This is a genomic window from Nonomuraea sp. 3N208 (assembly GCF_052245935.1).
Classification (GTDB): Bacteria; Actinomycetota; Actinomycetes; order Streptosporangiales; family Streptosporangiaceae; genus Nonomuraea.
Genome location: NZ_JBQQBR010000018.1, coordinates 133,960 through 160,541, shown reverse-complemented (window position 1 = coordinate 160,541; position 26,582 = coordinate 133,960). Strand labels below are relative to the sequence as shown.

General features: G+C 68.9%; 22 protein-coding genes and 2 CRISPR repeat arrays (1 of these 24 running past the window's edge). Of the genes, 2 read left to right on the top strand and 20 right to left on the bottom strand.

The window, feature by feature from the left end; genetic code table 11:
* Positions 1-108: direct repeats of the CRISPR family, unit length 28 nt; unit sequence GGATCACCCCCACGGGTGTGGGGACCGG; it reaches 1,020 nt to the left of the window's first position.
* Positions 109-192: 84 nt separating this feature from the next.
* The 12 genes from cas2e to ACTWPT_RS27285 all read right to left on the bottom strand — a co-directional run bounded on the left by cas2e (position 193) and on the right by ACTWPT_RS27285 (position 13,857).
* The gene (cas2e, locus tag ACTWPT_RS27340; RefSeq protein ID WP_443180319.1) at positions 193-483 is read right to left on the bottom strand and encodes a type I-E CRISPR-associated endoribonuclease Cas2e; all 291 of its coding nucleotides are present in this window, start codon (positions 481-483) and stop codon (positions 193-195) included.
* 53 nt (positions 484-536) lie between these two features.
* On the bottom strand, positions 537-1,076 hold the full coding sequence (cas1, locus tag ACTWPT_RS27335; protein WP_443180318.1) for a CRISPR-associated endonuclease Cas1: 540 nt from the start codon (positions 1,074-1,076) through the stop codon (positions 537-539).
* 445 nt (positions 1,077-1,521) lie between these two features.
* Entirely contained in the window at positions 1,522-2,154 is a 633-nt protein-coding gene (locus ACTWPT_RS27330; protein ID WP_443180317.1) for a type I-E CRISPR-associated protein Cas6/Cse3/CasE, read from the bottom strand.
* Entirely contained in the window at positions 2,151-2,891 is a 741-nt protein-coding gene (gene cas5e, locus ACTWPT_RS27325; RefSeq protein WP_443180316.1) for a type I-E CRISPR-associated protein Cas5/CasD, read from the bottom strand. Before cas5e ends, ACTWPT_RS27330 begins: the two co-directional genes overlap by 4 nt.
* On the bottom strand, positions 2,888-4,009 hold the full coding sequence (gene cas7e / locus ACTWPT_RS27320; protein WP_443180315.1) for a type I-E CRISPR-associated protein Cas7/Cse4/CasC: 1,122 nt from the start codon (positions 4,007-4,009) through the stop codon (positions 2,888-2,890). Before cas7e ends, cas5e begins: the two co-directional genes overlap by 4 nt.
* On the bottom strand, positions 4,006-4,659 hold the full coding sequence (gene casB, locus ACTWPT_RS27315) for a type I-E CRISPR-associated protein Cse2/CasB (RefSeq protein ID WP_443180314.1): 654 nt from the start codon (positions 4,657-4,659) through the stop codon (positions 4,006-4,008). Before casB ends, cas7e begins: the two co-directional genes overlap by 4 nt.
* Complete coding sequence (casA, locus tag ACTWPT_RS27310; protein WP_443180313.1) at positions 4,646-6,190, bottom strand: type I-E CRISPR-associated protein Cse1/CasA; 1,545 nt, start codon at positions 6,188-6,190, stop codon at positions 4,646-4,648. Before casA ends, casB begins: the two co-directional genes overlap by 14 nt.
* A gap of 288 nt (positions 6,191-6,478) precedes the next feature.
* A complete protein-coding gene (gene cas3, locus ACTWPT_RS27305) occupies positions 6,479-9,241 on the bottom strand; it encodes a CRISPR-associated helicase Cas3' (RefSeq protein WP_443180312.1) in 2,763 nt (920 codons plus the stop codon).
* Between the two features lie 270 nt (positions 9,242-9,511).
* Positions 9,512-10,089: a CRISPR direct-repeat array (repeat unit 29 nt; unit sequence GCGTTCCCCACGTCCGTGGGGGTGAGCCG).
* A 299-nt stretch (positions 10,090-10,388) separates the two neighbouring features.
* Positions 10,389-11,435, bottom strand: coding sequence for an agmatine deiminase family protein (locus tag ACTWPT_RS27300; protein ID WP_443180311.1), 1,047 nt, complete (start codon positions 11,433-11,435; stop codon positions 10,389-10,391).
* Complete coding sequence (locus tag ACTWPT_RS27295; RefSeq protein WP_443180310.1) at positions 11,432-12,400, bottom strand: nitrilase-related carbon-nitrogen hydrolase; 969 nt, start codon at positions 12,398-12,400, stop codon at positions 11,432-11,434. The genes ACTWPT_RS27300 and ACTWPT_RS27295 overlap by 4 nt, the downstream gene beginning before the upstream one ends.
* Entirely contained in the window at positions 12,397-13,035 is a 639-nt protein-coding gene (locus ACTWPT_RS27290; RefSeq protein ID WP_443180309.1) for a TetR/AcrR family transcriptional regulator, read from the bottom strand. The genes ACTWPT_RS27295 and ACTWPT_RS27290 overlap by 4 nt, the downstream gene beginning before the upstream one ends.
* Positions 13,036-13,239: 204 nt before the next feature.
* The gene (locus ACTWPT_RS27285; protein ID WP_443180308.1) at positions 13,240-13,857 is read right to left on the bottom strand and encodes a TetR/AcrR family transcriptional regulator C-terminal domain-containing protein; all 618 of its coding nucleotides are present in this window, start codon (positions 13,855-13,857) and stop codon (positions 13,240-13,242) included.
* Positions 13,858-14,000: 143 nt separating this feature from the next.
* On the opposite strand from ACTWPT_RS27285, the gene ACTWPT_RS27280 reads away from it, so the two are divergent.
* Both ACTWPT_RS27280 and ACTWPT_RS27275 read left to right on the top strand, forming a co-directional pair.
* Complete coding sequence (locus ACTWPT_RS27280) at positions 14,001-15,476, top strand: APC family permease (protein ID WP_443180307.1); 1,476 nt, start codon at positions 14,001-14,003, stop codon at positions 15,474-15,476.
* Positions 15,477-15,530: 54 nt separating this feature from the next.
* The gene (locus tag ACTWPT_RS27275; RefSeq protein ID WP_443180306.1) at positions 15,531-17,102 is read left to right on the top strand and encodes an amidohydrolase; all 1,572 of its coding nucleotides are present in this window, start codon (positions 15,531-15,533) and stop codon (positions 17,100-17,102) included.
* A gap of 289 nt (positions 17,103-17,391) precedes the next feature.
* Here the strand turns inward: ACTWPT_RS27275 and ACTWPT_RS27270 are convergent, their stop codons facing one another.
* The 8 genes from ACTWPT_RS27270 to ACTWPT_RS27235 all read right to left on the bottom strand — a co-directional run bounded on the left by ACTWPT_RS27270 (position 17,392) and on the right by ACTWPT_RS27235 (position 26,541).
* On the bottom strand, positions 17,392-19,017 hold the full coding sequence (locus ACTWPT_RS27270) for an AbfB domain-containing protein (RefSeq protein ID WP_443180305.1): 1,626 nt from the start codon (positions 19,015-19,017) through the stop codon (positions 17,392-17,394).
* Between the two features lie 126 nt (positions 19,018-19,143).
* On the bottom strand, positions 19,144-20,244 hold the full coding sequence (gene menC / locus ACTWPT_RS27265) for an o-succinylbenzoate synthase (protein WP_443180304.1): 1,101 nt from the start codon (positions 20,242-20,244) through the stop codon (positions 19,144-19,146).
* 87 nt (positions 20,245-20,331) lie between these two features.
* Positions 20,332-21,324, bottom strand: coding sequence for a M24 family metallopeptidase (locus tag ACTWPT_RS27260; RefSeq protein WP_443180303.1), 993 nt, complete (start codon positions 21,322-21,324; stop codon positions 20,332-20,334).
* Positions 21,321-22,229: an ABC transporter ATP-binding protein gene (locus ACTWPT_RS27255; protein ID WP_443180302.1), complete on the bottom strand. Its 909-nt coding sequence runs from the start codon at positions 22,227-22,229 to the stop codon at positions 21,321-21,323. Before ACTWPT_RS27255 ends, ACTWPT_RS27260 begins: the two co-directional genes overlap by 4 nt.
* Positions 22,226-23,005 (bottom strand): ABC transporter ATP-binding protein, encoded by a 780-nt coding sequence (locus tag ACTWPT_RS27250; RefSeq protein ID WP_443180301.1) that lies wholly within the window; start codon positions 23,003-23,005, stop codon positions 22,226-22,228. The genes ACTWPT_RS27255 and ACTWPT_RS27250 overlap by 4 nt, the downstream gene beginning before the upstream one ends.
* Positions 23,002-23,859: an ABC transporter permease gene (locus ACTWPT_RS27245; protein ID WP_443180300.1), complete on the bottom strand. Its 858-nt coding sequence runs from the start codon at positions 23,857-23,859 to the stop codon at positions 23,002-23,004. Before ACTWPT_RS27245 ends, ACTWPT_RS27250 begins: the two co-directional genes overlap by 4 nt.
* Positions 23,856-24,947, bottom strand: a complete 1,092-nt coding sequence (locus ACTWPT_RS27240) for an ABC transporter permease (protein ID WP_443180299.1) — start codon at positions 24,945-24,947, stop codon at positions 23,856-23,858. The genes ACTWPT_RS27245 and ACTWPT_RS27240 overlap by 4 nt, the downstream gene beginning before the upstream one ends.
* A gap of 13 nt (positions 24,948-24,960) precedes the next feature.
* Positions 24,961-26,541, bottom strand: coding sequence for an ABC transporter substrate-binding protein (locus tag ACTWPT_RS27235; RefSeq protein ID WP_443180298.1), 1,581 nt, complete (start codon positions 26,539-26,541; stop codon positions 24,961-24,963).
* Between the last annotated feature and the right edge of the window lie 41 nt (positions 26,542-26,582).

The following is a 26,582-nucleotide window of genomic DNA, read 5'->3' as shown; positions in this document are numbered from 1 at the left end:
CTGCACCTCAAGCCCCTCCGGATCACCCCCACGGGTGTGGGGACCGGATTTGGCAACGTGTGGTAGGACGCTTCTTAGCCGGATCACCCCCACGGGTGTGGGGACCGGACTTGCTGAGCTGCGGATATGGGGGTGACCTGGGCGAATGTGGGTGTCGGTGTTTGTCGCTTCGGCGGACGTGATGATCGCTTGTCATGGTTGGGGGAGGAAGCGGATGAGCTGGAGGCCGTCGAAGTCGGCGACGTGGCGGCGGCGCTCGCCTGCGGTGCGGACAACGAAGCCTTGCTCGTTGTCGGCGGGGTGGAGGTAAACGGCGGCGCCGTCGGCGATGCAGCCGCTGACAGCGGACCAGAGTTCATCACGGACACGTGCGGAGACGGTGCCGACGTACAGGCCGGGGGCGGGCTCGATGAGCCAGCGGGACAGGGCACCGCGGACGTGGTCGGGTACGGCGGTGGTGGATATGACGATCATTGACGCCATCAGTTCACCTGCTAGGGGAGTACGGCGCAGCCCGAGGTGAGGAGTCGAGCGCTTTACCAGGGGATTTCGGGATCGGCGGTGAGGTCGTCGCCGTAGTTGACGCCGGCGGGCAGGGAGCCGAGATCGGGGTCCCACAGGTGGACGATGTCAGCCGTGGAAGCGGCTGCCGTGTGCTGCGGTTGATCTGGAGCGATCATCTTCTGGATGTCGGAGACGATCGTGGGCATGAGCTCGATCAGCCGGAACTCTTCCCGCAGTTGTCTACGAGCATCGCGCTCGGGATTAGCGGACCCGGCGAGCGAGAAAGCGAGAGGGATGGTGACCTTGGCTTTGTACAGGTCGGCAATGTCGTAGACGAAGGCCATCTGAGTGCCAGAGTGGATGAAGCCGAGCGCGGGGGAGCAGCCCAGGGCCAGGACGGCGGCGTGGACGGTTCCGTACAGAGCGGTGTTGGCCGCGGACAGGGCGAGGTTGACGGGGTCTTGGCTGTCCCATGCGGCGGGGTCGTAGTTTCGGCGAAAGCGGGAGATGCCGTGCTTGGTGGCCAGCATGCGGTAAAGGGCTTTGACCCGCTGGCCTTCCAGACCGCGCAATTGGGCCAGCCCGGCACCGTGGGTGCAGTACCGAACCGGTCCTCGTACATACGGATGGCCACCTGCAGGCGTTGGTCTTCGTCGGCCCAAGCGCGGGCTTGGCGTTCGAGCCAGTCGGTGGTGAGTCGGGCGGGCAGGATCCCGGCGTAGGAGCGGACGCCGCCGGCGCCGACGCAGACCAGGGTGGTGCCGTGCCTGGCGAAGGTGGCCAGGGCCGGTTGGGTGATGGAGGTGCCGGGGCCCAACAGGACGCAGGCCAGCGAGGCGGTGGGCAGGTAGACCCGTTCCAGGCCGCGAGGTGATTCCACCTGGGCGCATACGCCGGTGTCGTCTTGGACGATGCGGACGCTTTCCATGTAGAGGAAGGACAGCGAGTCGGCGATACGGGGCAGCATGGCCAGCGTGGGCTGGCCCAGCCGCCGTTTGGCGTCGGAGGGACTGCTCATCAGGTGTCCGTGAGGGCCAGGCTGAGCAGGCCGCAGCCGTGGGCTTTACCCCGGCCGATACCGGCAAGGACGGCGTGTCGCACTAGGCCGGGGTCTTTGATCACGGCGATGCCGTCGAAGCGGGTGGCGGCGTGCTGGACCCTGCCGGGTCCTTTGCCGCGGATGTCGGGCAGCGCGGTGGAGATCAGGGTGTGCAGGATCAGCCCGCTGGCTTCGGCGCGGGCATGCCACCATTGGTCAGCCTCCATGCCGCGCAGGGCCACCAGCTTGCCTTCGCGTTCGGAGGTGCGGCCGAGGCGTTTGGTGGGGTTGCCGACGATGCGATAGCGCACAGTCATGTCGGCACGCAGCAGGTCCAGGAGTGGGGTCAGGTCGCGAACGGCGAGGGAGCCGTACCGGGCAGGCAGCCGGGAGTTGTCAATAGGCAGGCCCGTCTGAATGAGCAGGTGCGGGCCAACCGTTCCGGTCTCGTCGTAGCGATACAGCACTCCAGCCTTGGCACGCGCCTGCTCGCCCAGCTCGTCGGGCACCAGGGACATGACCCGTTTGTGCAGCGCGTCGGCGTCGCCCAGGTCACGGCGGGCGGCGTGGCTGCGAGGGTCCAGAACGATGCGGGTCAGCCATGCGGTCATGGTGTCCCTCCCACGTAGGCGAATAGCGCGTCTTGATAGCGGTGGCCCCGGCCGACCCACAACGGCTCCGGGATCGCAATGGGGATGATGCTGACTGTGCGGTGCCGGTAGCGGCGCTCCAGGCGGGCGAAGCTGACCGGCACGTCCATGAGCTCGGTGACGGAGGTGGCCTGGCTGTCGGCTCCTTCGCGGACGAAGTCCAGAGAGCCGTCGCCGGCGAAGCGGCGCGGGACCGGGACACGTTGGGTGAGCTCGGTGAAGGGGTCTGGAGTCTGACGGAGCAGGAGCGGCGGGTCGGGTGGGCAAGAGCGGCGGCCTAGGTACGGTTGCCAGCGCGGGCGGTTCAGCCGTTCGGCCAGCTCCGTGATGAGGTCAGGCGGACCAGTGAGGCCGACGGTGAAGACGGCGTCGGCCAGGTAATGGCGGCGCGTGACGATGGTGGCGGTTTCGACGCTGCGCCTGCCGCCGTCGGCTGTCGGTACCGTGTGCTGCCGTGCTCGCCCGCCACCAACGGTGTGGAAGTCGGCTACGGGGATGCCAGGCCGGTCGATACGGATGGTGAAGGTCAGCTGGTCGAAGCCGGACAGGTCCGCGCCGCGGCGCATGCCGTACGCGCCAGCGAACAAGCCGATCAGGCCGGAGCGGGTGGGAAAGCGCTGAGTGTCACGCTCGGCGAAGGCGCTGTGCTCGCCCCAGGACTGCAACGGCCCGGCCAGACGCAGCACCAGCCCGCTCACGCGCCCGGCTCCGCAGGGCAGGCGACGGCCACGGTGTTCTCGATCAGGCGGGCGTAGGAGGCGTCCTTGTCGCCAAGGCCGGGCAGCGGTTTGGGGTCAATGGCGGCATGCGCGTGCCGGATGATGCCGTCCGCGCCCCACAGAGTGTGCAGGCGTTGGGCGTAGGAGGCCAGCGCGTCGCGCGAGCGGATCGCGTATCCGCCCTCTCCGGTGAGCCGGATGGGGGCCTCGAACGAGGGTGCCAGCGAGATCGGCCGGTCGGCGCGCACCGCGATGTAGGCGAGGTCGGGGATGGTGTTGGCAGCGGTGGAGTTCTGCTTGCCTGTGGGCAGGGCGGAGATGAACGCGGTCAAGAACGCAGTCGTCAGCTCGGTCGCGGCGGCTTGGTCGTTGAGGTTGTCGCGCAGGCCGGTCAAGTCGAGGCTGGCATAGCGATAGAAGACGCCGGAGGAGTACTCGGCGGAGTTCATGTGACCGCTGCCGCGCATCTCGTTGGGGTTGAGGTCATCAACCGCAGTGAAGAAGTCGACCTCGGTGTTGGTCTCGTGCGTGGTGAAGGCGTGTGCGACCTGGACGCAGCCATCGACCTCGGCGCTGGGCAGTTCGGCCAGCATCCGGCCGAACAAGTTGATCACGCCGTTGCGGCGCGACAGCAGTTCGGCGATCCGGTTCGCAGGCAGCGCGGCGGCGGGCTTTTTCTGTTCTGCCTGGGCCTGTATCTTGTCGCGATGTTCGATGGCCAGGTCGGCCAGCTCGTCCAGCGCGGAGGTGGGCAGGTACAGCAGCACCGAGGTGACGCCGTCGCTTTCCACCTTCAAACCCTTACCGGCCGACAGCGCCACCTGCTGACCGGCGGCGGCTGCCAGCTCGGGTGGCCAGCCACGCACCTTCAGTCGCTCGGCGACCTGCTCGGGGATGCGGCGGGTGCGCGCTGCCCGGTCGCTCAGCGTTGCCTCCACGGCCAGTCGTACGGCTCGTTTCCAGCTTTGGCTGCTGACTCGTGTCCGACTCACCCCGCCATACACCACGGTCTTGGGCGAGCCGAGATCGTCTCGGTTGATGTTGCTGTAGGGCAGCGTCTGCAACAGGTGGATGTCGATGAATCGGGGAGAGCTCACTGGTCCTCGCCTTCGCTGGTTGACGCGTTCTTTTCACGGGCGGCACGTACCGCGTGCAGCGTCCGGTAGTAGTCCTGCAGCCATTTCTTGGTCACCAGATCCCGCTCGCGACCCCAGCGGGAAAGATCGACGGTGAGCCGTACCCAGTCCACCCGAACCAGATCCGCGCGAAGCGTCGCGATCAGGCGCGGCAGGTGGCGGTGGATCCCGGCAGTGTTCTGGCGGCACATCAGGTGCAGGCGGGATTCGGTCGTATCTTCGCGTTGTTTGCCGGTTGCGACCGCGCGGCCCAGTGTGACGCCCAGGCTTTCCTGCTTCTCGTTCTTGCCGGCTTCGTCAGCATCCGGAGCGCTGGCGTTGGTCTTGTCCTCGTCGTTGGTACGACTGGCAGTCTGATCCCGGGCCTCGCGTGGCTGGGCAGCGATCATCGCAGCCACGGAGTAGAACGCCCGCTCGGTTGCCTCATCGCAGGACTGCGGCAAGACGGGAGCGACCACCAAGTGCGCGGCGCGAACCGCCGGATCTTGTGGTGCGCGGCCCAACGCCCTGCGCAAGGCGACGCGGCGGCGCTTGTCAGGGTGGGTGAGCGTCTTGACAGCCGCCGCCACCAGCGTAGTCGCCTGCCGCTGCAGGCCATCAGGGTCTGGCATGACTCCTCCTTGGCTGCGCCGGTTTGCTCGCGGCGAAGATGAAGCCGCGGGCGCGCTCGATCGCTCGCCTATGGCGGGGCGCGCTGCCGGCCTTATCGGTGACCTTGTCGTAGATCTGTGCGGCGAGCGTGATGAAGTCCCGCGCCGGTTCCTCAAAGCGCCTGGCGAAGACCTTCTGCCAGAACAAGGACTCGGTGCGCGGCCAATAGGATGCATCCCCCTGCTCTCGCCAAGGACCGGGAGGAATGTCGCCGCGCACGGGCGAGCCCTGCCCGTTGGATGGATCATTGATCGCCACCCACGCATTACGCAACGCGCTACGAAGGTGACGTCCCACCCGCTCGGCGGAGATCCTCACCCTGCTCACCCCGACCGCGCTATCGGGATCTTGCAGCAGGGACAAGATGGCAGGTGTGGTTGCGGTGAACCACTGCCGATCGCGCGTCTGCCCGTCTTGATCGAACCCAAAGGCCCGCACCCGCAACGCGTCCAGCAACTCGAACGGCAGGCTCTCGGCCTTGTCCAGCACATCGGGGCGGCGTGCGTGCTCATCACCGACATCGTGTAGGAGCAGGGCATCCACATCCCGCCACAACGCTCGCTCGGCGCGCGCGCCCCTGGCGTACCGATCGCCGGTCTTGTTCTCCTGATAGATCAGATACGGATCCTGGGCCGGTGTCGTGGGCTGCCGCCACGCCCAGGTGATCCACGCGTCCGTGACCATGCCGTTGTGCTGCGCTAGGAGGGTCGCGTGCCGGAATCGGCCGGTCAGCACTCCTGCTACACCTGTAGGTGACGGAGGTAGGCCGAGCGGGTTGGGGAGATCGTCACGCTCCCAGGGGGCCAAGTCCTCTGCCGTGGGTTGGTTACCCGGGTAGGGGATGCCCACGACGAGGGACTCGAACACGTTCCGGCCCAGTGGATGAAAGGAGATCGTGCCCCGTAGCGGACCGGCTGTGCTGTTGGCCTCGCTCCTGCCCGCCACCGTGCGACTCGTGCAGCGACCAGAAGGGCCGTAGTACAGCTGTGCCAGCAGATACCAGACCGCTTCCTCGGGCGGTATTGGCCTGGCGTCGATGTCGGTGTGGTGGTCGAACCACACCTGGTTGTTGCCGGCGGGGCGTGACAGCACCAGCTTGTTGATGCCCGAGGTCTTGCCGCACTGCTCGGCCAGCCGCGGATCCTGCAAGAAGGGGCGATCTGCGTGGAAGAGTGCGAAACGATCGCGATATCGATCGAAGTAGGAGGTGACCGCCTCCTCATCGAAGCTGCCCGACTTCAGCACAGCCTGGCGCCGGCGATCCCACTCAGTGAAGTCGGCGGGCTTGTCAAGGCCGGTGACTCGGGCTGCGATCACCGTGAGAACTCGCCAAAGGCCTGACCCTGCGGGCGTGAGGGGCGTGACGATGTCCTCGAAGTCGTGTGCCCCTGCGAACAGATCATGGATTCCAACCGCGGGTCCGCTGGGCACCGTGATCCAGCCGCCAGTCAGCAGGTCACAACCGGCTGACGTGTTGTGGACAATAGACATGTATCTCCTCATCGCATGAGGGTGAGCCGTACAAGCGCGTGCTGCTGCTCGTGACTACGGTTAGCGCTCCCCACGACCGTGGGGGAGGGGGCGCCGTCTCTTGGCGGCGCCCCCTGGCTGTTACTGGGCCGCGTACATTGTCACCACTACGACGAGGACGAGGATCACAACTCGATATATCCACGTGGTGATCCAACGTAGCGCTTGTTGAGTACCTGGTGAGGTAACTCGAGAGTGATGTCCATCAGTGGCACCTCCATCTCGGCGGCGCGTGTGGCGGAGATGAGCTTATCCCGAAGGTTGATGCTCTCGGAAGTATAACCGCGTGCTTGCTCTTCTCAGCAGCCTCAACCCAAGGTCTGCGGACAGTTCGAGGAGCCGCTCCCCGATTCGCCCGCTCGCTTGACCAGATTCAGCGATCTGGAGCGGGATGACTACCAGATCGCGGAGCCAGGCGTTGTTCGCCCAACTCGCTGGCGGCTCGTTGGAGGCGTCACGGTCCTTGAGGAGGGACGCTCGGACGGGGATGGTCTCGGCGAGAATCCGTTTGATCACGTGGCGGGGCAGCTTGGTGGTGTCGGGGAGCTTCACCGAGTGGTTCGCATCGAGGTAGAGTCCGCCGTCAGGCCCTCGGTAGGCGAACAGTATGCGGGCTGAGTCCGCGCCGAACCTGGTGGCGATCATGTCCTCGCTCACGTCTGATGAGGTGAGCTGGTGCAACCCGGCTACCGCTTCCGGGTCAGGAATCGCAACCAGATCCGCCATGCCCCACTGGGCGATCTCCTGGCCGATCCACTCCAGGTCCTCATCGCTCATATGCCCGTCAGTGAACGCATCGTCGTAGACCCGTTCCACTAGATCCTGGATGTCGTCAGGGATGGCGATCACCCTGTTCTGGAGCTGTGCGTCGGTGCGACGGAGGAGCGAGGGGGAGTAGATGAACGGCCATGAGCGCGGTAACGCCAGTTCGCCCATGGCGTCAGTGGGCCGAAGAACGGCAAGTTGCGGCTTGGCGGCCCATGACGGTCGCTTCCTGCCCGCATGCCGTTGGCACCGCCCGGCCCGTTGCAACAGCAGCGCGATCGGGGCCAGATCGCTAATCATCAGATCAAAATCAAGATCCAAGGACTGCTCGATCACTTGGGTTGCCACGAGAACGGCAGCCTGTGGCCGATGCTCACATTCGGCCAACGACGGGCATTGTGTGCACTTGCCGAACTTCGCAATGATCTCCTTGGTGATCGCTTCCCGGCGGCGTGCGGGGAAGCGGGCGTGCAGCAGGGTCAGCTCCGGCGTGTCTGGCAGCTTGGCGAACCAGTCCCGCAGGAACACATACGTCTCCTGGGCCTCGGCGACGGTGTTGCAGACCAAGCCCACACAACCCCCCTCATCCAAAGCAGGAGCCAGTAGAGTGCGCAGCGCTTCGGAACGATCCAGACCGGAGGTCGTCACCGCCACCGGCTGGATTTGGAGGTGCAGGTCCCGGGGTTCGCTCTGCACCGGGAACGGAGTGATCTTGCCAGTGGAGGCGTCGGCGTAGGACCAACCCGGGTACTGGATCGGAGGCAGGTCCACCTGCTGATGCCCGGCCCCGCGAAGATACGCCGCGATCAGACGGCTGGCGATTCGGGTGGGCAAGGTGGCCGACATCAAGACCACCGGCACCCCGAGCCGTCCCAGCCAGGTGAGCGACTTGCCCAGCAGGCCTTGCATGTACGCGTCGTAGGCATGCACTTCATCGACGATCAGCACCTTGCCCGCTAGCCCCAGCAGGCGCAGCGGCAGGTGCTTAAGGGGCAACGCGGCCAACAACGCCTGATCGATCGTGCCCACCGCCATCGACGCCAGCAATCCCCGCTTTCTGCCATGCAGCCAGTCCGGCGCCGTCACATCGACGTCATTGCTGATCACCGCGGGAGCAGTGCCTGTGCCCGTATAGGCGTCGTTGAGCCACGACATGCTGTGTAGCAAGGTCAGCGCTGCATCACCTTCGGCCTGGTGCTCGCCGTAGGCCCTGGCCCTGCCGTACATCTGATCGGCCGTCGCCATCGTAGGCAGCCCGAAGAGAAAGCCAGGGGTGCCGCAGGCATCACCGAGCAATCGGGCTCCGTGAAAGGCAACCTCCGTCTTGCCCACACCCATCGGCGCGGTGACCAGCAGCAGCCCGGGACCGTTCCCAAGCAGGCCGGGCAACATCTCAGCCACCGAGCGCTGGAGATCGTTCGGCGTCTGAATGTACGGGAACTCTTCGGCGAAGCTCGCCTCCCGCAGCCGTACCGGAGTCAGGCCGGCCTCCTGGAGCAGGCTCGGTGCCAACTGCAAAGAGCGCCGGTAGTGCTCTTCGAGGTCCTGGCTGCTGCCCGGGGTTTCGGGGAGGCGCTGAGTTAAATGATCATCCTGGCTGACAAGCCAGTCGGCCAAGATGATGATTCCGCAGGCTAGCGCCGCAGCCTCCGTGCCTATCGCGTCCGGAGCAGGAGGAGGGGTTAGGACGTCGATGATGGCGTCCAGGATGAGCAGGCGCTGCTCCTCCCACTTGCCTGCTCCCAGCTCGGGCATAAGAGATACGGCCGGAAAGCGGCATTCGCGATGATCTCTGGTCAGGAAACGACCATGATGGCCTCCCAACAACTGGGCCACAACAAAGGCAGAGCTCCTCACAGAGCCAGCCTCGTACCCCACTTGCTCCGCTAGTGCGCGACCTAGCCATACATGCGCGGCGTGCTCGTGACGGCGTTTCTCGCTATGCACTTCCGGATAATCCTGCAAGTTCTGATAGGCCACCGAGTCCATCGCTTGGAAGCAGGGTATACATTTCGCGATATCGTGCAAACCTGCCCAGAAGGCGATGAGCCTGCCTGCATCGCCTTCTGTGGTTCCCAAGCGCTCGGCGATCGAGCGCCGAAGGGCTGATGGGAGATACCGATGCCATAGTGTGATGGCCATCGCTGCTGTGTCCAGGAGGTGGCAGACCAAAGGGTAGGGACGGCACAAACCATGCGATTTCCCCCAAAGATTCAAATCTATCGAGCCGCGGTCTGCCCCATTCATGGATGTGACTCCCCTTAGCTCCGTGTCTGTCCCTATCTGAGATCGATCTGCGAAGGGCAGCATAGGCGGTCATAGTGCAGGGAGGGCAATACTTCCCGACATTATTTTCAATAGAATGATGTTCTGATCGTCTTGGGGTGTTTTATGCACCACGTTTTGGCCCAGGTCCATGTGGGCCAGCCGCATACCCGGTGGCATGGAGCGAAAACACCGACAATTACCGACACTGGCATCACCGCAGGTCGGGTCTATTCTGGCTGGTCAGGAAGTGCGTTCCCCACGTCCGTGGGGGTGAGCCGCCTTCTACGATTGGTCAAGTAGGAGGTGAGCCGCGTTCCCCACGTCCGTGGGGGTGAGCCGTTCCGCGACAATGCGTACGTGTGGGTGCAGGTGCGTTCCCCACGTCCGTGGGGGTGAGCCGGTCATGATCGCGAGTACCGGGATGCCGATCTGGCGTTCCCCACGTCCGTGGGGGTGAGCCGCACGACCACCGCGAGATCTGCGCGGCCGACGTGCGTTCCCCACGTCCGTGGGGGTGAGCCGGACCGGCCCGGCTATCCGGTGCTGGCCGATGTGCGTTCCCCACGTCCGTGGGGGTGAGCCGGCGATCTGCGCCCCATGCCCGGTGAGTGCTGCGCGTTCCCCACGTCCGTGGGGGTGAGCCGCGCTACGACGATGGCACGCAAGCGCTGGTCGGGCGTTCCCCATGTCCGTGGGGGTGAGCCGATCCCAGGCGGCATCTCGGCTGACGATTCGTCGCGTTCCCCACGTCCGTGGGGGTGAGCCGTAGCTCAGGGAGAGGTTGGTGACCAGAGGCAGGTGGTTCCCACGTCCGTGGGGGTGAGTCGGCGCTGCTGAACAACACCCAGATGGCGGTGCCAGCCGCGACGTACGGCATCCTGATGTTCTTCACCGCGGCCGCCGCCGGATTCCTTATCCGATCTCGTGCATCAGTGGATGCCGCGTCAGAGGCGAGCAGCCGAGCACGTCGACCTGCACCATGCGCTGCCACTCTGCCAAGGGCTGCCGAAGCGTCATATCGCCGGTAGGGCTGCGATCTCGGGTCGGCGGCCTGTTGTCGCTCGGCGACGAACTCCTCGATGCCTGGATCGCAGTACTCATCAGGTGCGTTCTCCTCGATCAGGAGTTACCTCGAAGACGCGGCGGGCTGCTGCTGCGTGATGCAGTGGATGCCGCCGCCGCGAGCGAAGATCTCGCGCGAGTCCACCCCGACAACCCTGCGACCGGGATAGACCTCGGCGAGGACGTCGAGCGCTTCCGCGTCGGCGGGATCATCGAAGGTGCACGCCACGACGCCGCCGTTGACGACGAGGTGGTTGACGTAGCTGTAGTCGACGAAGCCGCGCCGGTCGCGGAGGGCGGCCGGAGCGGGGAGCCTGACGACCTGATAGGGCCGGCCGAGCGCGTCGGTGCTGCGCGACAGCGTGTCGAGGACCTCGGCGGTGACCGCGTGATCCGGGTGTTCCGGGTTGCGTTGATCGTGGAGGAGCACTGTCCCCGGGGACGGGAAGGTGGCGACGATGTCGACGTGGCCGCGGGTGCCGTAGACCTCGTAATCCCGCGTGAGGCCACGGCGCAGCCAGATGGCGTTCTGCGCGCCGATCGTGGCGGTGAGCTCGCGCTCCACGTCGGCCTTGCTCATGCCGGGGTTGCGGCCAGGGTCGAGTTGCACGGTCTCGGTGATCAGCACCGTGCCGAGCCCGTCGACGTGGATACCGCCGCCCTCGTTCACCATCGAGGAGGGCAGGTACGCGCAGCCGGCGACGTCGGCCATCGCGGCGGCGACCTTGCTGTCGAGGTCCCAGGAGGCCCATTCCTGTCTGCCCCAGCCGTTGAAGGTCCAGTCGACGCCTCCCAGCCGTCCGTCGGCGTCGAGCACGAACGTCAGCCCGATGTCGCGCATCCACGCGTCGTCCAGCGGTTGCTCGACGATCGTCACCTCACGGGAGAGCCGGGAACGGGCGGCGGCGACGTCGGCCGGGTCCACCACCATGATCACGGGTTCGAACTCGAGGATCGTGTGCGCGACCCGCGTCCAGGTCCTGCGGGCGACGTCGATGTCGTCCGCGTTGCCACCGAGCGCCGGTGAGGCCGGTGGGAACGCCATCCACGTGCACTCGTGCGGCGCGGTCTCGGCCGGCATCCGCCAGCCGTGCTGCACGGGCTCGCTCACGAGAACACCTCTCCGTAAGGCTTGCCCGGCTCGACGGGGGCGGTCAGAGCCCCGTAGGTGTCGGGCCGGCGGGTGGTGAGGAAGGGGAAGAGGTCGAGCCAGTCTCGCCGCTGTTCGAGGTCGAGGTCGGCCACAAGAACGGCCTCCTCGTCCCGGGGTGCCTGGACGAGGACGCGGCCGTACGGGTCGGAGATGAACGACGAGCCGTAGAACCTCAGGGCCCCTTCGTCGCCCGTCCGGTTGGGTACGACCATGAAGGTCCCCGCCGTGATCCCGTTCGCGGCGATCACCTGCTGCCAGAGCGGCTGGGTGTCGAACTCCGGGAACGCCGGCTCGGAGCCGATCGCGGTCGGATAAACGAGGACTTCGGCGCCGGCCAGGGAGTAGGCGCGGGCCAGCTCAGGGAACCATTGGTCCCAGCAGGTGGGAAGGCCGAGGCGGACGCCGTGCAGCCGGTCGACCTCGTAGACCGGAAAGGGGTCGTCCGCCGGTCCCGCCCGGAAGTAGGTGTCCTCGTAGTATCCCGCGGTGACCGGGATGTGCAGCTTGCGCGTGCGGGCGACCAGTTCACCCTCAGGGGAGACGAGGATGGCCGTGTTGAATCCGCGCCCGTCCGGGCCGTCGGCCCTCTCATAGACGGACGCATGCACGAAGACGCCGTGCGCTTTCGCCGCGCCCGCCGCGAACGCGTACGTCGGTCCGCCGGTCAGGTGTTCGGCCAGGTCGCCTGGTCGCCCCGCGGCCCGTTCATGCGCGGGGTACTTCGCCAGGGTCAGCTCGGGCAGGAACACCACTTCGGCGCCTTCGGCCGCCGCCACGCCGATGGCGTCGGAGAGCGCACCGGTGAGCTCATCGGGGTCGGGACGCCAGGCATGCTGCACGAGCCCGACACGCAACGGCGACCGCTGCCGCGTGCGGACCCGAGCAGGCGACGGTGGCGGGTTCAGCCCGGTGAGCAGCTTCACGATGTCTCCTTCGCAGGTGTTTCGCGGTGGTCGAGCCGTCGTGGTGGCGACGGGCTGGGAGTACGGTGCAGCAGACGGGTCGTGGCCTCGGAGAGCAGGCTGTGCGCTTCCTCGACGGTGAGCTCCCCCGAAAGCCAGCGGTTGGACAGGCCCTCGACGAGCGCGGTCAGGATCATCGCCGTACGCGTCGGGTCGGAGCCGCCGGCCGGGTGTGTCCCTTCGTCCTTCTCGGCGGCCGCCACCGACCGGGCCACCTCCTGGATCCAGGCGGATGTGGTGCTGCGCAACGGCTCCTGGAGTTCGGTCTCGAACACGGCGAGGGCGCGCAACTCGCTCCAGGCCGCGGAGTTCTCCCGTACTTCGGTGTCTTCGTCGATCTCGAACAGGAGTTGCTGCTCGAGTTTCGCGAAGGCCGACAGGCCGGCATGCGCACGTCGCGCACGCACCTCGTTCGCGTGGGTGTTGATGTAGTCCAACGTCGCGCTGAGCAGTCCGGCACGGTCGGTGAAGTGGTAGTAGAGCAGACCGGGGGAGACGTCGGCCTCCTCGGCGACATCGTTGACGCGCAGACCGCGGACGCCGTCTCGCGCGATGCGCCGCGCGGCCGCCCGGAGGATCTGGGTGCGTCGATCCATCAGGCGCGGCCTCCTCGTCGATCATGGCTCGTAGTCCACGAGCCGTATCGGAAAAAAGTGTGTCCTAGACTGAAAATTCAGTCAACCTCGCGATATGTCCGACTCGCGGGTGTGACGGTGCAGCCGTGGCGATCGGACCGCTCTGTGAGCGTTGAACAGGTCGACGTTGGCATCGACCGAGAGCGGGCCCGAGTCGGGGGCCGCTCAGGCCTGCGCGTACGTCTCCAGCATGCGCCGCGCCTGCACGAAGAAGCCCTCAAGGGCCAGTTCGAACGCGCGGTCGGCGCGGTTGTCGCCGATCGCGTCCAGGGCTTCTGCGAGGCGCGGGGTGGCCGTGTCGTCGGCGATCTCCCACATGGTCTCGGGGGCGGCGAGGTCGAGGGCCGAGCCCAGGACGACGTTCTCCAGGGCGACGATGACCGGCATGACGTCCGGCAGGGGGAAGCCCGCGTCGAGGAGCAGGATGACGGCCCGCTCGTACTGTTCGAGGACGCGTGGGGCGCGGACGGGTGATGTCATCAGCATCGGAATGGCCCGGGGGTGGGCCGCGAAGGCGGCGCGATAGGACCGGGCCCAGGCCGTCAGGGCCGCGTCCCAGGGCCGGAGGTCCAGAGCGGTGACGTCGATGTGTTGCGCGACCCGCTCTCGGAGCAGTTCGACGATGCCGTCCCGGCCGTCCACGTGGTGATAGACCGAGCCGGTCTGCACCCCGAGGCGACGCGCGATCTGGGGGACGCTGAACTCGCCGTGCGCATCGACGAGTTCGAGTGCGGTGGTGGTGATGCGCTCTCGATCGAGCAAGGGGGTGCGCGGGCGTCCCATGGTCGGTGTGCCTCCTGGAGGGGGTCTTCCCAGATTCTGGAGATGAGGTTACATTGCGGAAACCGAAAGCCTTTAGATTTATTGGCGACGGCCACCCCGGCACGCCCGACCCTGTCTTCGCCCCCAGCTAGAAGGGCTTCCCCATGCCCGTTACCCACTCCGCGTCCACCTCCGGCGAGAGCACTTCGGTCCCCGCCCCCTCCCTGCACTCCGGCTCGCTCGGCACCACGGACATCGCGTTCTTCGTCGTCTCCGCGGCCGCCCCGCTCACCGTGATGGCCGGCGTCGCCCCGCTCGCGATCATGCTCGGCGGAATCGGCGCCCCCGCTGGCTACCTCATCGCCGGCGTCACACTCGCCGTCTTCGCCATCGGCTTCACCACCATGAGCCGCCACGTCCGCAGCGGCGGCGCCTTCTACGCGTACATCACCCGAGGCTTGGGCCGCGGGCTGGGCATCGCAGCCGCACTGCTCGCGCTGGTCGGCTACAACGGCATGGAGATCGGCGTCTACGGTCTCCTCGGCAGCGCCACCCAGGGCACCGCCCATGCCCTGTTCGGGGTGGACATCCCGTGGCTGCCCGTCTCGCTGGCGGGGCTGCTGCTCATCGGCTACGGCGGGTACCGGTCCATCGAGTTCGGCGCCAAAGTGCTCGGCATCCTGCTGGTCGCGGAGATCGGCATCCTCGCTCTGCTCGCCATCGGCGTGCTCATCAAGGGCGGCGCCAGCGGGCTGTCGCTCGACTCCTTCGCGCCGGGCAACGTGCTGGTGCCCGGCACGGCGGCCGTGCTGGCGTTCGCGTTCGCCGCGTTCACCGGCTTCGAGTCGACCGTCATCTATCGTCGCGAGGCCCGCGACCCTGCCCGGACGGTGCCGCGCGCCACCTATCTCGCCGTCGGATTCCTGGGTCTGTTCTACGCGTTCATCGTGTGGACCGCGATCCAGGCGTTCGGTGCCGCGCAGGTCGTCGCGGCGGCCGGCGCCGATCCTGCCGGGCTGTTCTTCTCCGCCATCACGACGTATGTCGGGGAGTGGGCGGCGGACCTGATGCACGTCCTCATCGTCACCAGTGTCCTGGCCTCCCTCCTGGCCTTCCACAACGCCATCAACCGCTACGGTCTCGCCCTCGCCGAGGAAGGAATCCTGCCCAAGGCGCTGGCCCGCCTCCACCCACGCCACGGCTCTCCTTACGTCGTCGGCCTCGTCCAGACCGTCCTCGGCGCCGTCGTTGTCCTCGCCTTCGCCACGGCCGGAGCCGACCCGTACGGACAGTTGCTGCTGTGGGTCAACACTCCCGGCATGCTCGGCCTGATGGCGCTGCAACTGCTCGTCGCGCTCGCGGTGCCGTTCTACTTCCGGCGCGTCCGCCACCGCGAAGGTGTGCTGCGCACCGTCGTGGCTCCCGTTGCCGCGGCGGTGCTCCTCGCCGCCGCCATCACGCTGGTGATCACTCACCTCGACTTGTTCACCGGCGCCTCCGCGACCGTCAACACCCTTCTCGCGGCCATCGTCCCGGTCGTCTTCCTGGCCGGGCTCGCGCTCGCCTGGTGGCTGCGCCGTGTCAGGCCTGAGGTCTACAGGCACTTCGCGGCCGAACCGCCGGCCGACGCCGGCGACTGACCCCGCGTTGCCACTTCTCGACACCATGCCGACCAGCCAAGGAGACCGTCTCGCATGTCCGCCGCCGACCTCGTCATCACCGGCGCCCGCGTTCGTACCCTCGATCCCGAGCGCCCGTACGCGTCCGCGGTCGCCGTACGCGACGGGCTGATCGCCGCCGTCGGCGACGCGGGCGACGCGTCCCACTGGCGCGGACCGGGCACGGAGATCGTGGACCTGGCTGGTGCCTGGCTCGTGCCCGGCCTGGTCGACAGTCACAGCCATCCCGTGTGGGGGCTGGAGATGGCCACAGGTCTCGATCTGAGCGAGGTCCGCGACCTCGCCGGGCTACGGGCCGGGCTTGCCGCGGCGGGGCGAACCGACGGATGGGTCGTGGGCTTCGGCCTGGACCACAACGTTTTCGGCGGCCGGCCCATCGACCGGGCTCTGGTGGAGGACGTACTGGACGGTGCGCCGGCCTTCCTGCGCCTGTACGACGGCCACTCGGCCCTCGTCACCGAAGCCGCGTTGAAGGCCGCGGACATCACCGGCCCCCGGACGTTCGCACAGCGCTCGCACATCGCCACCGACGCCGACGGACGGCTGACCGGACATCTCGTCGAGCACGCCGCGATGGACCTGGTCACAGCCGTGATGCCCAGGCCGTCGTACGCCGAGCGGCGCGTCCGGCTGGTCGAGCTGCTGTCCGCCATGGCGGCCACCGGACTGACCGGCACCCACGTCATGGACCTCGGAGACCTCGGCCTGGTCGACGCCGTGGCCGAGGAGACCGTCCTGCCGCTGCGGCTGCGCTTCGCCCCCTGGTGCATGCCCGGCGACGGCAGGCAGGCCCTGGAGGAACTCGTCGCACTGCAGGACCGCCGCGGACGGCACTGGCGGGTCGGCGGCGTGAAGTTCTTCATGGACGGCACGGTCGAGGGCGGCACGGCCTGGCTGGAGCATCCGGACTGCCATGGACAGGGCACGGAAGCGTTCTGGCCCGACCCCGCCGCCTACAGCCACGCCCTGCGCTTCCTGCACCAGGCCGGGGTGCGGACGGCGACTCACGCGATCGGCGACGCGGCCGTGCGCCACGTCCTCGACACCGTCGAGTCACTCGGGCCCGGCGGCCGCCTCGCCCATCGCGTGGAACACATCGAGTCGGTGCCTGACGACACGATGGCACGATTCGCCCACCTGGGCGTCGTCGCCTCCCTGCAGCCACCGCACACCGGCTACACCCGCGCCGACCGGTCCGACGAATGGTCCATGCGGCTTGGGGAAGCGCGTGCCGCCCAGGCCTGGCGCCTGCGGGACCTGCGCGACGCCGGTGCGGTCGTCGCGCTCGGCTCGGACTGGCCCATCGCCCACTACGACGTGCGCGCCGTCCTCGCGACCGCTCGAGCGCCCCGGGGAGCGGCCTCCTCCCGGCCGGGACTCACGGGCATACAGGCCCTGGAAGGCTGCACCGCGCATGCGGCTCTCGCCGCCGGCGAGGCCGCCGTCGCCGGTCGCATCGCCGAAGGGTTCCGGGCCGACCTGACCGCCCTGGGGCTCGACCCGGTCGAGGCGCCCCCTGACGAAGTCGCCGAGGCGCCGGTACGCCTCACCGTGACCGGCGGGCATGTCATCCATCGCGGCGCCTGAGCTCTCGTCAGCCGAGGAGCTCTGGGCGGTTCAACCAGTTCACCAGCGTGCCGGTGGGCCTGCAACCAGTGCCCCACCGGCCGGAGTGCGCTACTTGTACATGATGTCGGCCGCGGTGTAGCGGCAGTGAGTGGCGTCCGGGCCGTTGCCGGCCTGAGTGGGTTCGCCACTCGTGACGCCGTCGATGGTCATGGTCTGGGTGGCCGAGGTGCCCTTGAAAGTGGCGGCGTCCTCGCCGACGTCCTCCCCCAGACGTTAGCGTTCCGCAAGACATGAGGGCTAGTCATGTTTAGCCGGCGCCGGGCCTGAACGTGCTGTCGGCGCGGAAGGCGGAGGTGTCCTGGTCCTTGTCCAGCCAGAGCTGGTGGTGACGGTGCCGGACGAACCGGCCGGGATAGTTCAGCGACTCCACCCGCACCCTCCCGGCCGCCGATCCGGGCCGGGCGAGGAAGGTCGCGTCCCGCTCGAACAGCTCGGTGCCGTTGTCGGCGTCGAACCGCAGCCGGTAGTCCTTGTGCCGCAGATAACGACCGTCCTCGTCCATGAACGAGTAGCCCTTGGCATCGGCCAGGCCCGGCACGATCCGCAGCGGCGCCGCCTCGCCGAGCACGCCGAGAGCACCCGAGGCGGCGATACCCTCCTTCGGGAGGTTGATGGACTGGAGCACGCGCGTCACCCCGGTCGGCAGCGCGCCACCGCCGCCACCGCCGCCACCGGCGCCGGCGGCCGCGCGCGTGAACAGCAGGGTGCCGAAGCCGAGCTGGTCGAACCCTCCGCTGTTCGGCCCGTAGTTGCCGCCCCCGCCCTCGGCCCGCACCCGCTCGGCGTACGCCTTCGTGTACGGCACCGCCAGCCCCCGCCGGTTGGCGTAGTGGTTGTAGAGCAGCTCCCACACGGGACGGTCCTGGCCGCGCGCCACGGTCGACACGACCGTCTGCTCACGGGGTGCGCATTTCTGGCCGGTGCCCCACTTGTAGGTGGTGAAGGGCACGTCGTGGCCCAGGTTGTACTTGGCGACGTACTCGGCCGCCTTCATGATCCGGTTGTCGGCGTAGCCGTACAGGTCGACGCCCTGGTTCCAGGCCATCTCGGCGATCGTGCCGAGCAGGCCGACGCCCATCATGGTGTGCCCCTGGTCGCGCCCGCTCTCTTGGAACTGGCCGAGCCCGCCCGGGTGGAGGAACGGAACGGCGTTCATGATGGACCCGTTGCCCTTGCCGTTCTTGAAGTAGTCGACGGCCTGCTCGAACTTCGCCCGGTCGTCGCAGAAGAGTCCGATCGCCATGACCGACGCCATGGTGCACAGGTCCCAGTTGGCCCAGTAGTTGGTGATGCAGGCGCCGTTGTGCTCGAGCAGGAAGCGGTCGTTGAGCGGGTAGAAGACGGTCAGCAACATCTTCTGGAACCGCTCCACGTCGAAGCCCGGATAGCCGCGCATGAGCTCGGCGGCGTTGGCGATCTGATAGCCGTAGATGCCCGCCGCCAGGTACCGGTCGGCGTTGCCCGTGACCGTCTTCAACCGGCCCGACCAGGCGTTCAGGATGTCGCGGGCGGCGTCGCCGTGCGCCTTCTCCCCAGAGATCTTCCAGCGCAGTGCGTTCTGGTAGGCGGCGTGGACGTCGTTGTAGAACTGCACGTAGTTCTGCCCCGTGCCGCCGCGCACCACGGTCTCCAGCGGGCGCGCCTTCCACGTGCCAGCCGAACGCCCGTTGGCGACCAACTTTTCCCACCCGGTCTTGTACGGCTGCGCCCCGGCCTGCACCGCGGCCGCGATCCGGTCGAAGTCGGCCTGGGTGTGCAGCAGCCCCGGATGCCTGAACGCCGCCGACGCCCGCGCCGCGGACGGCAGCACCGGGAGCACCGCGACACCCGCCGCCGCCTTCAGCAGGCTCCGCCGGCTGGTCTGGAGAACCATGTGAATCCTTTCGCGAGACGATCTTTCGCCCCGAGGAGACTGGCCCAAGGGTGACCGGATAACACTTTTCCGGATGTCCGTTCCGACTGCGGGCGCAGAATATCGACGTTCGGGCGACCCCCAAGCTCAGAGACTGATCCACTCGGTGGCGGTGGTCACCGCGTCGAGCACGTCCGGGATCGGCTCGACGCCGATGCCGGGCCCGGCCGGCACCTCGAGGTGTCCGTCCACCAGCTCGAACGGCTCGGTGATGTCCGTCGCGTAGTAGCGCCGCGACGCCGACGTGTCGCCCGGCAGTGTGAACCCCGGCAGCGCGGCCAGCGCCACGTTCGCCGCCCGGCCAATGCCGGTCTCCAGCATGCCGCCGCACCACACCGCGATCCCGTTCGCCCGGCACAGGTCGTGGATGCGCCTTGCCTCCAGGTAGCCGCCGATGCGGCCCGGCTTGATGTTGACGATCGAGCACGAGCCGAGTGCGATCGCGGCGGCGGCGTGTTCGGCCGACTCGATCGACTCGTCCAGGCAGATGGGCGTCCTCAGGCGCTGCGCCAGCTTCGCGTGCTGAACCAGGTCGTCGTTGGCCAGCGGCTGCTCGATGAGCAGCAGGTCGAACGCGTCCAGCCGGGCCAGTCGCGGGGCGTCGCTCAGGGAGTAGGCGGCGTTGGCGTCGACCTGGAGCAGCACGTCGTCGCCGAACCGCTCGCGCACGGCTCGGACCGGCTCGACGTCCCAGCCGGGCTCGATCTTGAGCTTGATCCGGATGTATCCCTCGTCCAGATAGCCCGCGACGGCGTCGAGCAGCTGCGGGATCGAGTCCATGATGCCGACCGACACCCCGCACGGCACTCGTGTACGGGCGGCGCCGAGGAAACGGGCGAACGACTCGCCCGCCGCCCGCAGCTGCGCGTCCAGCACGGCCGTCTCCAGCGCCGCCTTGGCCATGCGGTGGCCCTTGATCGGCTCAAGGGCGCGGCCGACGTCGTACACGTCCAGGTTCTTGGGCAGGGCGGGCAGCAGGAAGCGGCGGATCACCTCGGCGGCGCCGTCGACGTACTCGGAGGAGTAGAGCGGCTCGGTCATGGCCACGCACTCGCCCCACCCCTCGGCGTCCGGCGTCACGACTCTGACCAGCAGGACGTCGCGGGCGGTCTCGGTGCCGAACGAGGTGCGGAACGGCGCCACGAGCGGCATCGCGATCCGTCGCAGCTCGACTCCAGTGATCTTCACGTTCTCTCCAGACTGTTGTGGGACTTGCCCGCCACCGTGCCTTGCCCGTTCCCCGGTGCGCGCCGCGCGACTCCTCAGCAGCCGGCCCTAGCGTTCGAGCACGTGCAGGGCGGCGGGCTCCGGCGGGCCGGAGCTCAGCACCACGGGTTCCGCCTCCGTGCAGGCCACCACGTCCGCGACCCGCGCGCCGAACAGCTCGGGCACATAGATCGCCGGCTCCAGGCAGAACGTCATGCCGGGCGCGAGCGGCGTGCCCTCGCCCAGTCGCGGCCCCTCGTCCGGGCCCAGGCCGACGCCCCGGCCGGCGTGCGCGGCGGCGAACCGGCCGTACCCGGTGCCGTCGATCACCTCGGCCACCGCCCGCGCGACGTCGGCGGCCGGAGCGGGCGGCCGGGCCGCGGCCAGGGCCGCGCGGCGGGCGGCGAGCACCACCGAGTACATGGCCTCGAAGTCCTCCGGCGGCTCCGCCACCGCGAAGACCCGCGCCACCTCCGCGCAGTAGCCGTCCCACCGTCCGCACAGCGACACCAGCAGCGCGTCCCCGGGGTTGATCACGCGGTCGCCGGGCAGGTGCGCGGCCCGCGCCGTGTTCTCGCCCGCCGCCACCCGCAGCGCCAGCACCTCCTCGCAGCCCGACTCCAGCGCCAGCATCCGCAGCGCGGCCGCCATCGCCCGCTCGGACGCGCCGAACCAGGCCAGCTCCCGCGCCTGCCGCAGCACCTCCTCAGCCCGCAGGGCCGCCCGCTCGACGGCGGCGATCTCGTCCGGCTCCTTACGCAGCCGCAGCGGGGCCAGCACGGAAGACGCGGGCACCAGCTCGGCCTCGATCGCCAGCCCGAACAGCTCCCGCACCCGCATCTCCGCGTCCACCCCGACCCGCCGCGCCCCCTCCGGCACCCATCGCGCCGGATCGGCGGTCTCGGCGAGCGTGTCCCGCGTCACCACGAGAAAGGCCGCCCCATTCCCGCCGCCGAGGAAGCGGAAATCCGGCGACGGCCGCAACACCAGGGCGTCGACGCCTTCCTCGTCCATCGCCGTCCGCGCGGCCTTCAGCCGCGCCTCGACCCGCTCCGGCGTCACGTCGGCTCGTGCAGCCAGCAGGCCACCGGCCCGAACTCGGGCTCCTTCACCCGGCACACGTCCATCACGAGCGGGCACCGCGGGTGGAACCTGCACCCGTCTGGCGGATTCGCCGGATCCGGCACGTCCCCGGGCAACTCCGCGGGCAGCACGCCCATCCCGTCCGGCCGGGGAATGGCCTTGAGCAGCGCCTGCGTGTACGGATGCCGCGGCTCGGCCCACACCTCCTCCGTACGCCCCACCTCGACGATCTTGCCCAGGTACATGACGGCGATCCGGTCCGCGATCACCCGTACCACGGACAGGTCGTGGCTGATGAACAGCAGCCCCGCCCCCGACTGCACGGCCAGATCCCGCATCAGCTTGGCCACCTGCGACTGCGCCGAGGCGTCCAGCGCCGAGATCGGCTCGTCGCCGATCAGCAGCCGCGGCCGGGCGGCGAGGGCCCTGGCGATTGCGACGCGCTGCCGCTGCCCGCCGGAGAACTCGTGCGGGTGCCGCCCGGCGAAGTCCCGCGGCAAGCCGACGCGCTCCAGCAGGTCGGCCGGCGTCGTCACGGTGTCACGCGAGGTACGCAGCCCGTCGGCGATCTGCTCGCCCACCCGCCGGCGCGGGTTCAGCGACGTGTACGGATCCTGGAACACCATCTGGATGCCCGTCAGCTTCCTGCGCCGCAGTCCAAGCGGCGTGACCGGCTGCCCCTCGAACGTGATCGAGCCCTCGGTGATCGGGTTCAGCCCGCAGACCGCGCGGGCCAGCGTCGACTTGCCGCACCCGGACTCGCCGACCAGCCCGACGACCTCGCCGGACGCGACCTCCAGGCTGGCCCCGGCCACGGCCCGCACGGCGGGACGGCCGGGGGAGCGGTGCTCGACGACCAGGTCGTCGATGGTCAGCAGACTCATCGGGCCTCCGCCTCGGGCAGGGATTCCAGCAGCGAACGGGTGTAGGCGTGCTCGGGCTCGCGCAGCACCCGGCCCCGCGGCCCCGACTCGACGACCAGGCCGTCCTTCATCACGCTCACCTCGTCCGCGACCGCCGACATCACGCCCAGGTCGTGGGTGACCAGCAGCACCGCCAGCCCCAGCTCGTCGCAGAGCCCGCGCAGCAGCCGCAGCACGCCCGCCTGCACGGTCACGTCCAGCGCGGTCGTCGGCTCGTCGGCGATCAGCACCTTCGGCGAGCAGGCCAGCGCGACCGCGATCGCGATCCGCTGCCGCATCCCGCCGGAGAACTGGTGCGGGAAGCGCCGGTACGCCTCCTCAGGGCCGGGGATGCGGACTTTGCCCAGCAGCTCCACCGCCCGCGCCCTGGCCTCGGCCTTGCCCAGCCCCAGATGGTGGCGCATGTGCTCAGTGAGCTGCTTCCCGATCGTCAGCATCGGATGCAGGCTCGTGGCCGGGTCCTGGAAGACCATGGCGACCTCGCCGCCGCGCACCCGGTTCAGCTCCTTGGGCGGCAAAGTGAGCAGGTCGCGCTCGCCGAGCCGAATGGCGCCCGAGGTCCGCGCGCCATGCGGCAGCAGCCCCAGGACCGCCAGCCCGGTCATCGTCTTGCCCGACCCGCTCTCGCCGGCCAGCCCGTGCACCCTGCCCGGCTCCAGCCGCAGGTCGACGCCGCGCAGGATCTCCTTGCCGCCGATGGACACCTTCAGCCCGGCGATGTCCAGTGTCGTCGTCACAGCGCACGCTCCTTGATCGCGCGGGCCGTACGGGGGTCGAGCGCGTCGCGCAGCGTGTCGCCGAGGAAGTTGAACGCCAGCACCACCGTCAGGATCGCCAGCCCCGGGAACGTCGCCACCCACCAGCTGTCGAACACGTCGACGCCCGAGGCCACCATCGCCCCCCACTCGGGAGAGGGCGGCTTGGCGCCGAGGCCCAGGAACGACAGCCCGGACAGCAGCAACAGGGCGGTGCCGATGTCCAGCGTCGCCAGCACCAGCACCGGGCCGGTCACGTTGGGAAGCACGTCCACCCGCAGCGACCGCCACACCGAGAAGCCCAGCAGCCGCCCGCTCAGCACGAACTCCCGCTCCCGCACCCCCAGCACCAGCCCGCGCGTGACCCGGGCGTAGGCGGGCCAGGCCACGACCAGCACGGCCAGCACCGCGTTCGCCAGGCTCGCGCCCAGCGCCGCGGCCACCACCATGGCCAGGATCACGGTCGGGAACGCGAACACCAGGTCCGCCACCCGCATGATTGTCTCATCCACCCACCTGCCGAAGTACCCTGCGCACGCGCCGAGCAGGCCGCCGATCAGCACCGACAGCGTCACCAGCAGCAACGTCAGCGGGATCGACACCCGCGCCCCGTACATGACGCGGCTCAGGATGTCCCGCCCGAGCTGGTCGGTGCCGAACCAGTGCCCGGGACCGGGCGCCGCCAGCCGTGGCAGGTCCTGCGCCAGCGGATCGTGCGGCGCGAGGACGGGCGCGGCCAGCGCGATCACCAGCCAGGCCACCGCCAGCACGCCGCCGGCGACGGCCAGCGGCTGCCGCCACGCCTCCGGGAGCCGGCTCGACAAGGGGCGTCTCATTGCAGCCTCACTCGAGGGTCGATCACGCCGTACAGGACGTCCACGATCAGGTTGATGACCAGGTAGACGACGCCCACGACCAGGCCGACGCCCATGACGGCGGGCAAGTCGAGGGTGGTGGCGCTCTTGTAGGCGTACTGGCCGATGCCTGGCCAGGCGAAGATCGCCTCCACCAGCACCGTGCCCGACAGGAGGCTGCCGAAGGCCAGGCCCGCCACCGTGATGATCGGGACCAGCGCCGAGCGCAGCACGTACCGGAAGAGGATCACCCTGCCGGGCAGGCCCTTGGCGCGGGCGGCGCGGACGTAGTCCTGGCCGAGCACCTCCAGCACCGCCGACCGGGTGAAGCGGGTGAGCAGCCCGATCGTGTAGAGCGCCAGCACCAGCGCGGGCGTGATCAGATGGCCGACGGCGGAGGTGAAGACGTCCCACCGGCCCGCCAGCAGCGCGTCCACCGTCTGCAGCCCGGTGACGGCCGGCGCCGAGCCGAGCGCCGCGTCGACCCGGCCGCTGCCCGGGGTGAGCTGCAGGCGGTAGAAGAACACGTAGAACGCGACCAGCGCCAGCCAGAACGTCGGGACGGAGATGCCGATCAGGCTCAGCAGCCGCAACGTGTGATCCGCGAGCCGGTCCCTGCGCAGGGCGGCGACCACGCCGAACGCCACGCCCAGCACCAGAGACACCACGATCGCCGCCCCGGCCAGCTCCAGCGTCGCCGGCACGAACTCGGCCAGGTCCTGGCTCACCGGGCGGTGGCTCTGCTGGCTGGTGCCCAGGTCGCCCTGGAGCAGGCCCTGCAGGTGCAGGACGTACTGCTGCCAGAGCGGCTTGTCCAGGCCGTGCTCGGCGCGCCATTGGGCGACGATCGCCGGGTCGCCCAGGGCACGCTGGCCCAGGTTGGCGGCCACCGGGTCGCCGGGGACCAGGTTCGTCAGCACGAAGGTGACGAGGGTGATGCCCCAGGCCATGAGGACGGCGAGCAGGATGCGGCGGACGAGGAACCGCGCCAGCGGATGCGTCTGCCTCCGCCGCCCCGGCCCCCGCCCCTCGGGCCGCGTCGCCTTGACGGCGTCCGGGGTGTCGGACACGTGCGGGGACCCCTTACTTCACGCCGAGGTCGGCGACGTCGACCGTCCACACCGGGTGGTACTCGAGCCCGGTCACCGACCCCGCCGTCACGATGTTCTGGCTCGGCTGGATCAGCGGGATGAACGGCCCGGAGGCGTTGAGCTTGGTCTGCACGTCGGCGTAGGCGGCCTTGCGGGCGTCGTCGCCGATGGTCGTGGCGGCCTTGTCGCCGGCCGTCTCGATCTCCTTGGCGACCCCCGCCTTCCAGCCGGCCCGCAGCCCCACCAGCTTCCCGGGGAGGAACGCCAGGTAGTCACTCGGGTCAGGGTAGTCGGGACCCCAGTACCACAGGCCCATCTCCTCCTTGCCGTTGCGGTAGTTGTCCAGCGCCGTGGTGACCGGCGCGGGCTGCAGGTCCACCGTGATGCCGACCTCCTTGAGGTTGGCCTGGATCCGCTCGGCCAGCGGCTGGAACGACAGCCCGTTCACGGTCAGCTCGCTCGGGTACTCCAGCTTCACGGTCGGGTTGGACAGCCCGCTGGCGGCCAGCGCCGCCTTGGCACCCTCGACGTCCCGCTTGGCGGCCTGCTCGGGCGGCAGCGCGCCGAGGAGCTGCGACGGGATGACGCCGGGCGCCTGGGTCGAGCCCTCGCCGGCCAGCTCCAGCAGCCCCGCGTAGTCCACGCCCTTGCGCACGGCCTCGACGAACTTGGCGTTCGGCGTGGTCTTGCTGATCGCGGAGTCCTGGTTGGCCAGCAGGAAGATGACGTTCGCCGAGGCGGTCTTCTTGACCTGCAGCGTCGCGGGCATGCCGGCGACCTGGTCGCCCGACAGGTTCAGCGCCACCTGGCTGTCGCCGCGCGCCACGTTGAGCTTCTGGGTGGCGGCCTCGACGTTACGCAGCACGACCTTGTCGTAGGCGGGCTTCGTGCCGTAGTACTTCGGGTTCGCCTTGAGCGTGACCTGGCTGCTCAGGTTGAACGACTCGATCATGTAGGGGCCGGACCCGGCGGAGGCGGAGTTCAGCCACTGCTCGGCCTTGTCCTGCGGGTCCGTGGTCGCGCCGTGCTGCTGGGCGAGCTTGCTGTTGATGATGCCGAGCGCCGGGTTCGGCAGGATGTACGGTAGCGCCGGGTTCGCCGCCTTCGACGTCAGCGTGATCGTCGTGTCGTCGGTCTTGGCCACCTCGACGCCGTCCAGCAGGAACGACGGGGTGCCCTTCATGTCCCGCACGCGGGTCAGCGAGAACACCACGTCGTCCGCGGTTACCGGCGTGCCGTCGGCGAACGTCGCGCCCTGCTTGAGCTTCAGCGTCAGCGTCTTGCCGTCCTCGCTCAGCTCGTACGACTCGGCCAGGGCCGGCACCGGCTTGGTCACGTCCGCGCCGTCGAAGGTGAGCAGCGTCTCGTAGACGGCCTTGCCGACGATCAGCCCCGTCGGCTCGTACGTGCGGCCCGGGTCGGCCGTCTTGAGGTCGAAGGAGGTGTCGATGACGAGGGTCTTGGCGCCGCCGGAGGCCGCGGGCGACTGGGCGGTGCCGCCGCCGTTTCCGCAGGCGGCGAGGGTGAGCGCAGCGGTGAGCAGCACGGCCGCCGTCTGCGAGCGGGTCGCCATGGGGGTCCTCCAAGTTGGACGTTCGGCGGAAGGATGTCGAG

Bases quoted from the DNA above. Each gene is read 5' to 3' on its own strand.
- cas2e (WP_443180319.1), bottom strand. From the start codon at position 483: ATGGCGTCAATGATCGTCATATCCACCACCGCCGTACCCGACCACGTC.
- ACTWPT_RS27330 (WP_443180317.1), bottom strand. From the start codon at position 2,154: ATGACCGCATGGCTGACCCGCATCGTTCTGGACCCTCGCAGCCACGCC.
- casB (WP_443180314.1), bottom strand. From the start codon at position 4,659: ATGCCAGACCCTGATGGCCTGCAGCGGCAGGCGACTACGCTGGTGGCG.
- casA (WP_443180313.1), bottom strand. From the start codon at position 6,190: ATGTCTATTGTCCACAACACGTCAGCCGGTTGTGACCTGCTGACTGGC.
- cas3 (WP_443180312.1), bottom strand. From the start codon at position 9,241: ATGAATGGGGCAGACCGCGGCTCGATAGATTTGAATCTTTGGGGGAAA.
- ACTWPT_RS27290 (WP_443180309.1), bottom strand. From the start codon at position 13,035: ATGGATCGACGCACCCAGATCCTCCGGGCGGCCGCGCGGCGCATCGCG.
- ACTWPT_RS27285 (WP_443180308.1), bottom strand. From the start codon at position 13,857: ATGGGACGCCCGCGCACCCCCTTGCTCGATCGAGAGCGCATCACCACC.
- ACTWPT_RS27280 (WP_443180307.1), top strand. From the start codon at position 14,001: ATGCCCGTTACCCACTCCGCGTCCACCTCCGGCGAGAGCACTTCGGTC.
- ACTWPT_RS27275 (WP_443180306.1), top strand. From the start codon at position 15,531: ATGTCCGCCGCCGACCTCGTCATCACCGGCGCCCGCGTTCGTACCCTC.
- ACTWPT_RS27270 (WP_443180305.1), bottom strand. From the start codon at position 19,017: ATGGTTCTCCAGACCAGCCGGCGGAGCCTGCTGAAGGCGGCGGCGGGT.
- ACTWPT_RS27255 (WP_443180302.1), bottom strand. From the start codon at position 22,229: ATGAGTCTGCTGACCATCGACGACCTGGTCGTCGAGCACCGCTCCCCC.
- ACTWPT_RS27245 (WP_443180300.1), bottom strand. From the start codon at position 23,859: ATGAGACGCCCCTTGTCGAGCCGGCTCCCGGAGGCGTGGCGGCAGCCG.
- ACTWPT_RS27235 (WP_443180298.1), bottom strand. From the start codon at position 26,541: ATGGCGACCCGCTCGCAGACGGCGGCCGTGCTGCTCACCGCTGCGCTC.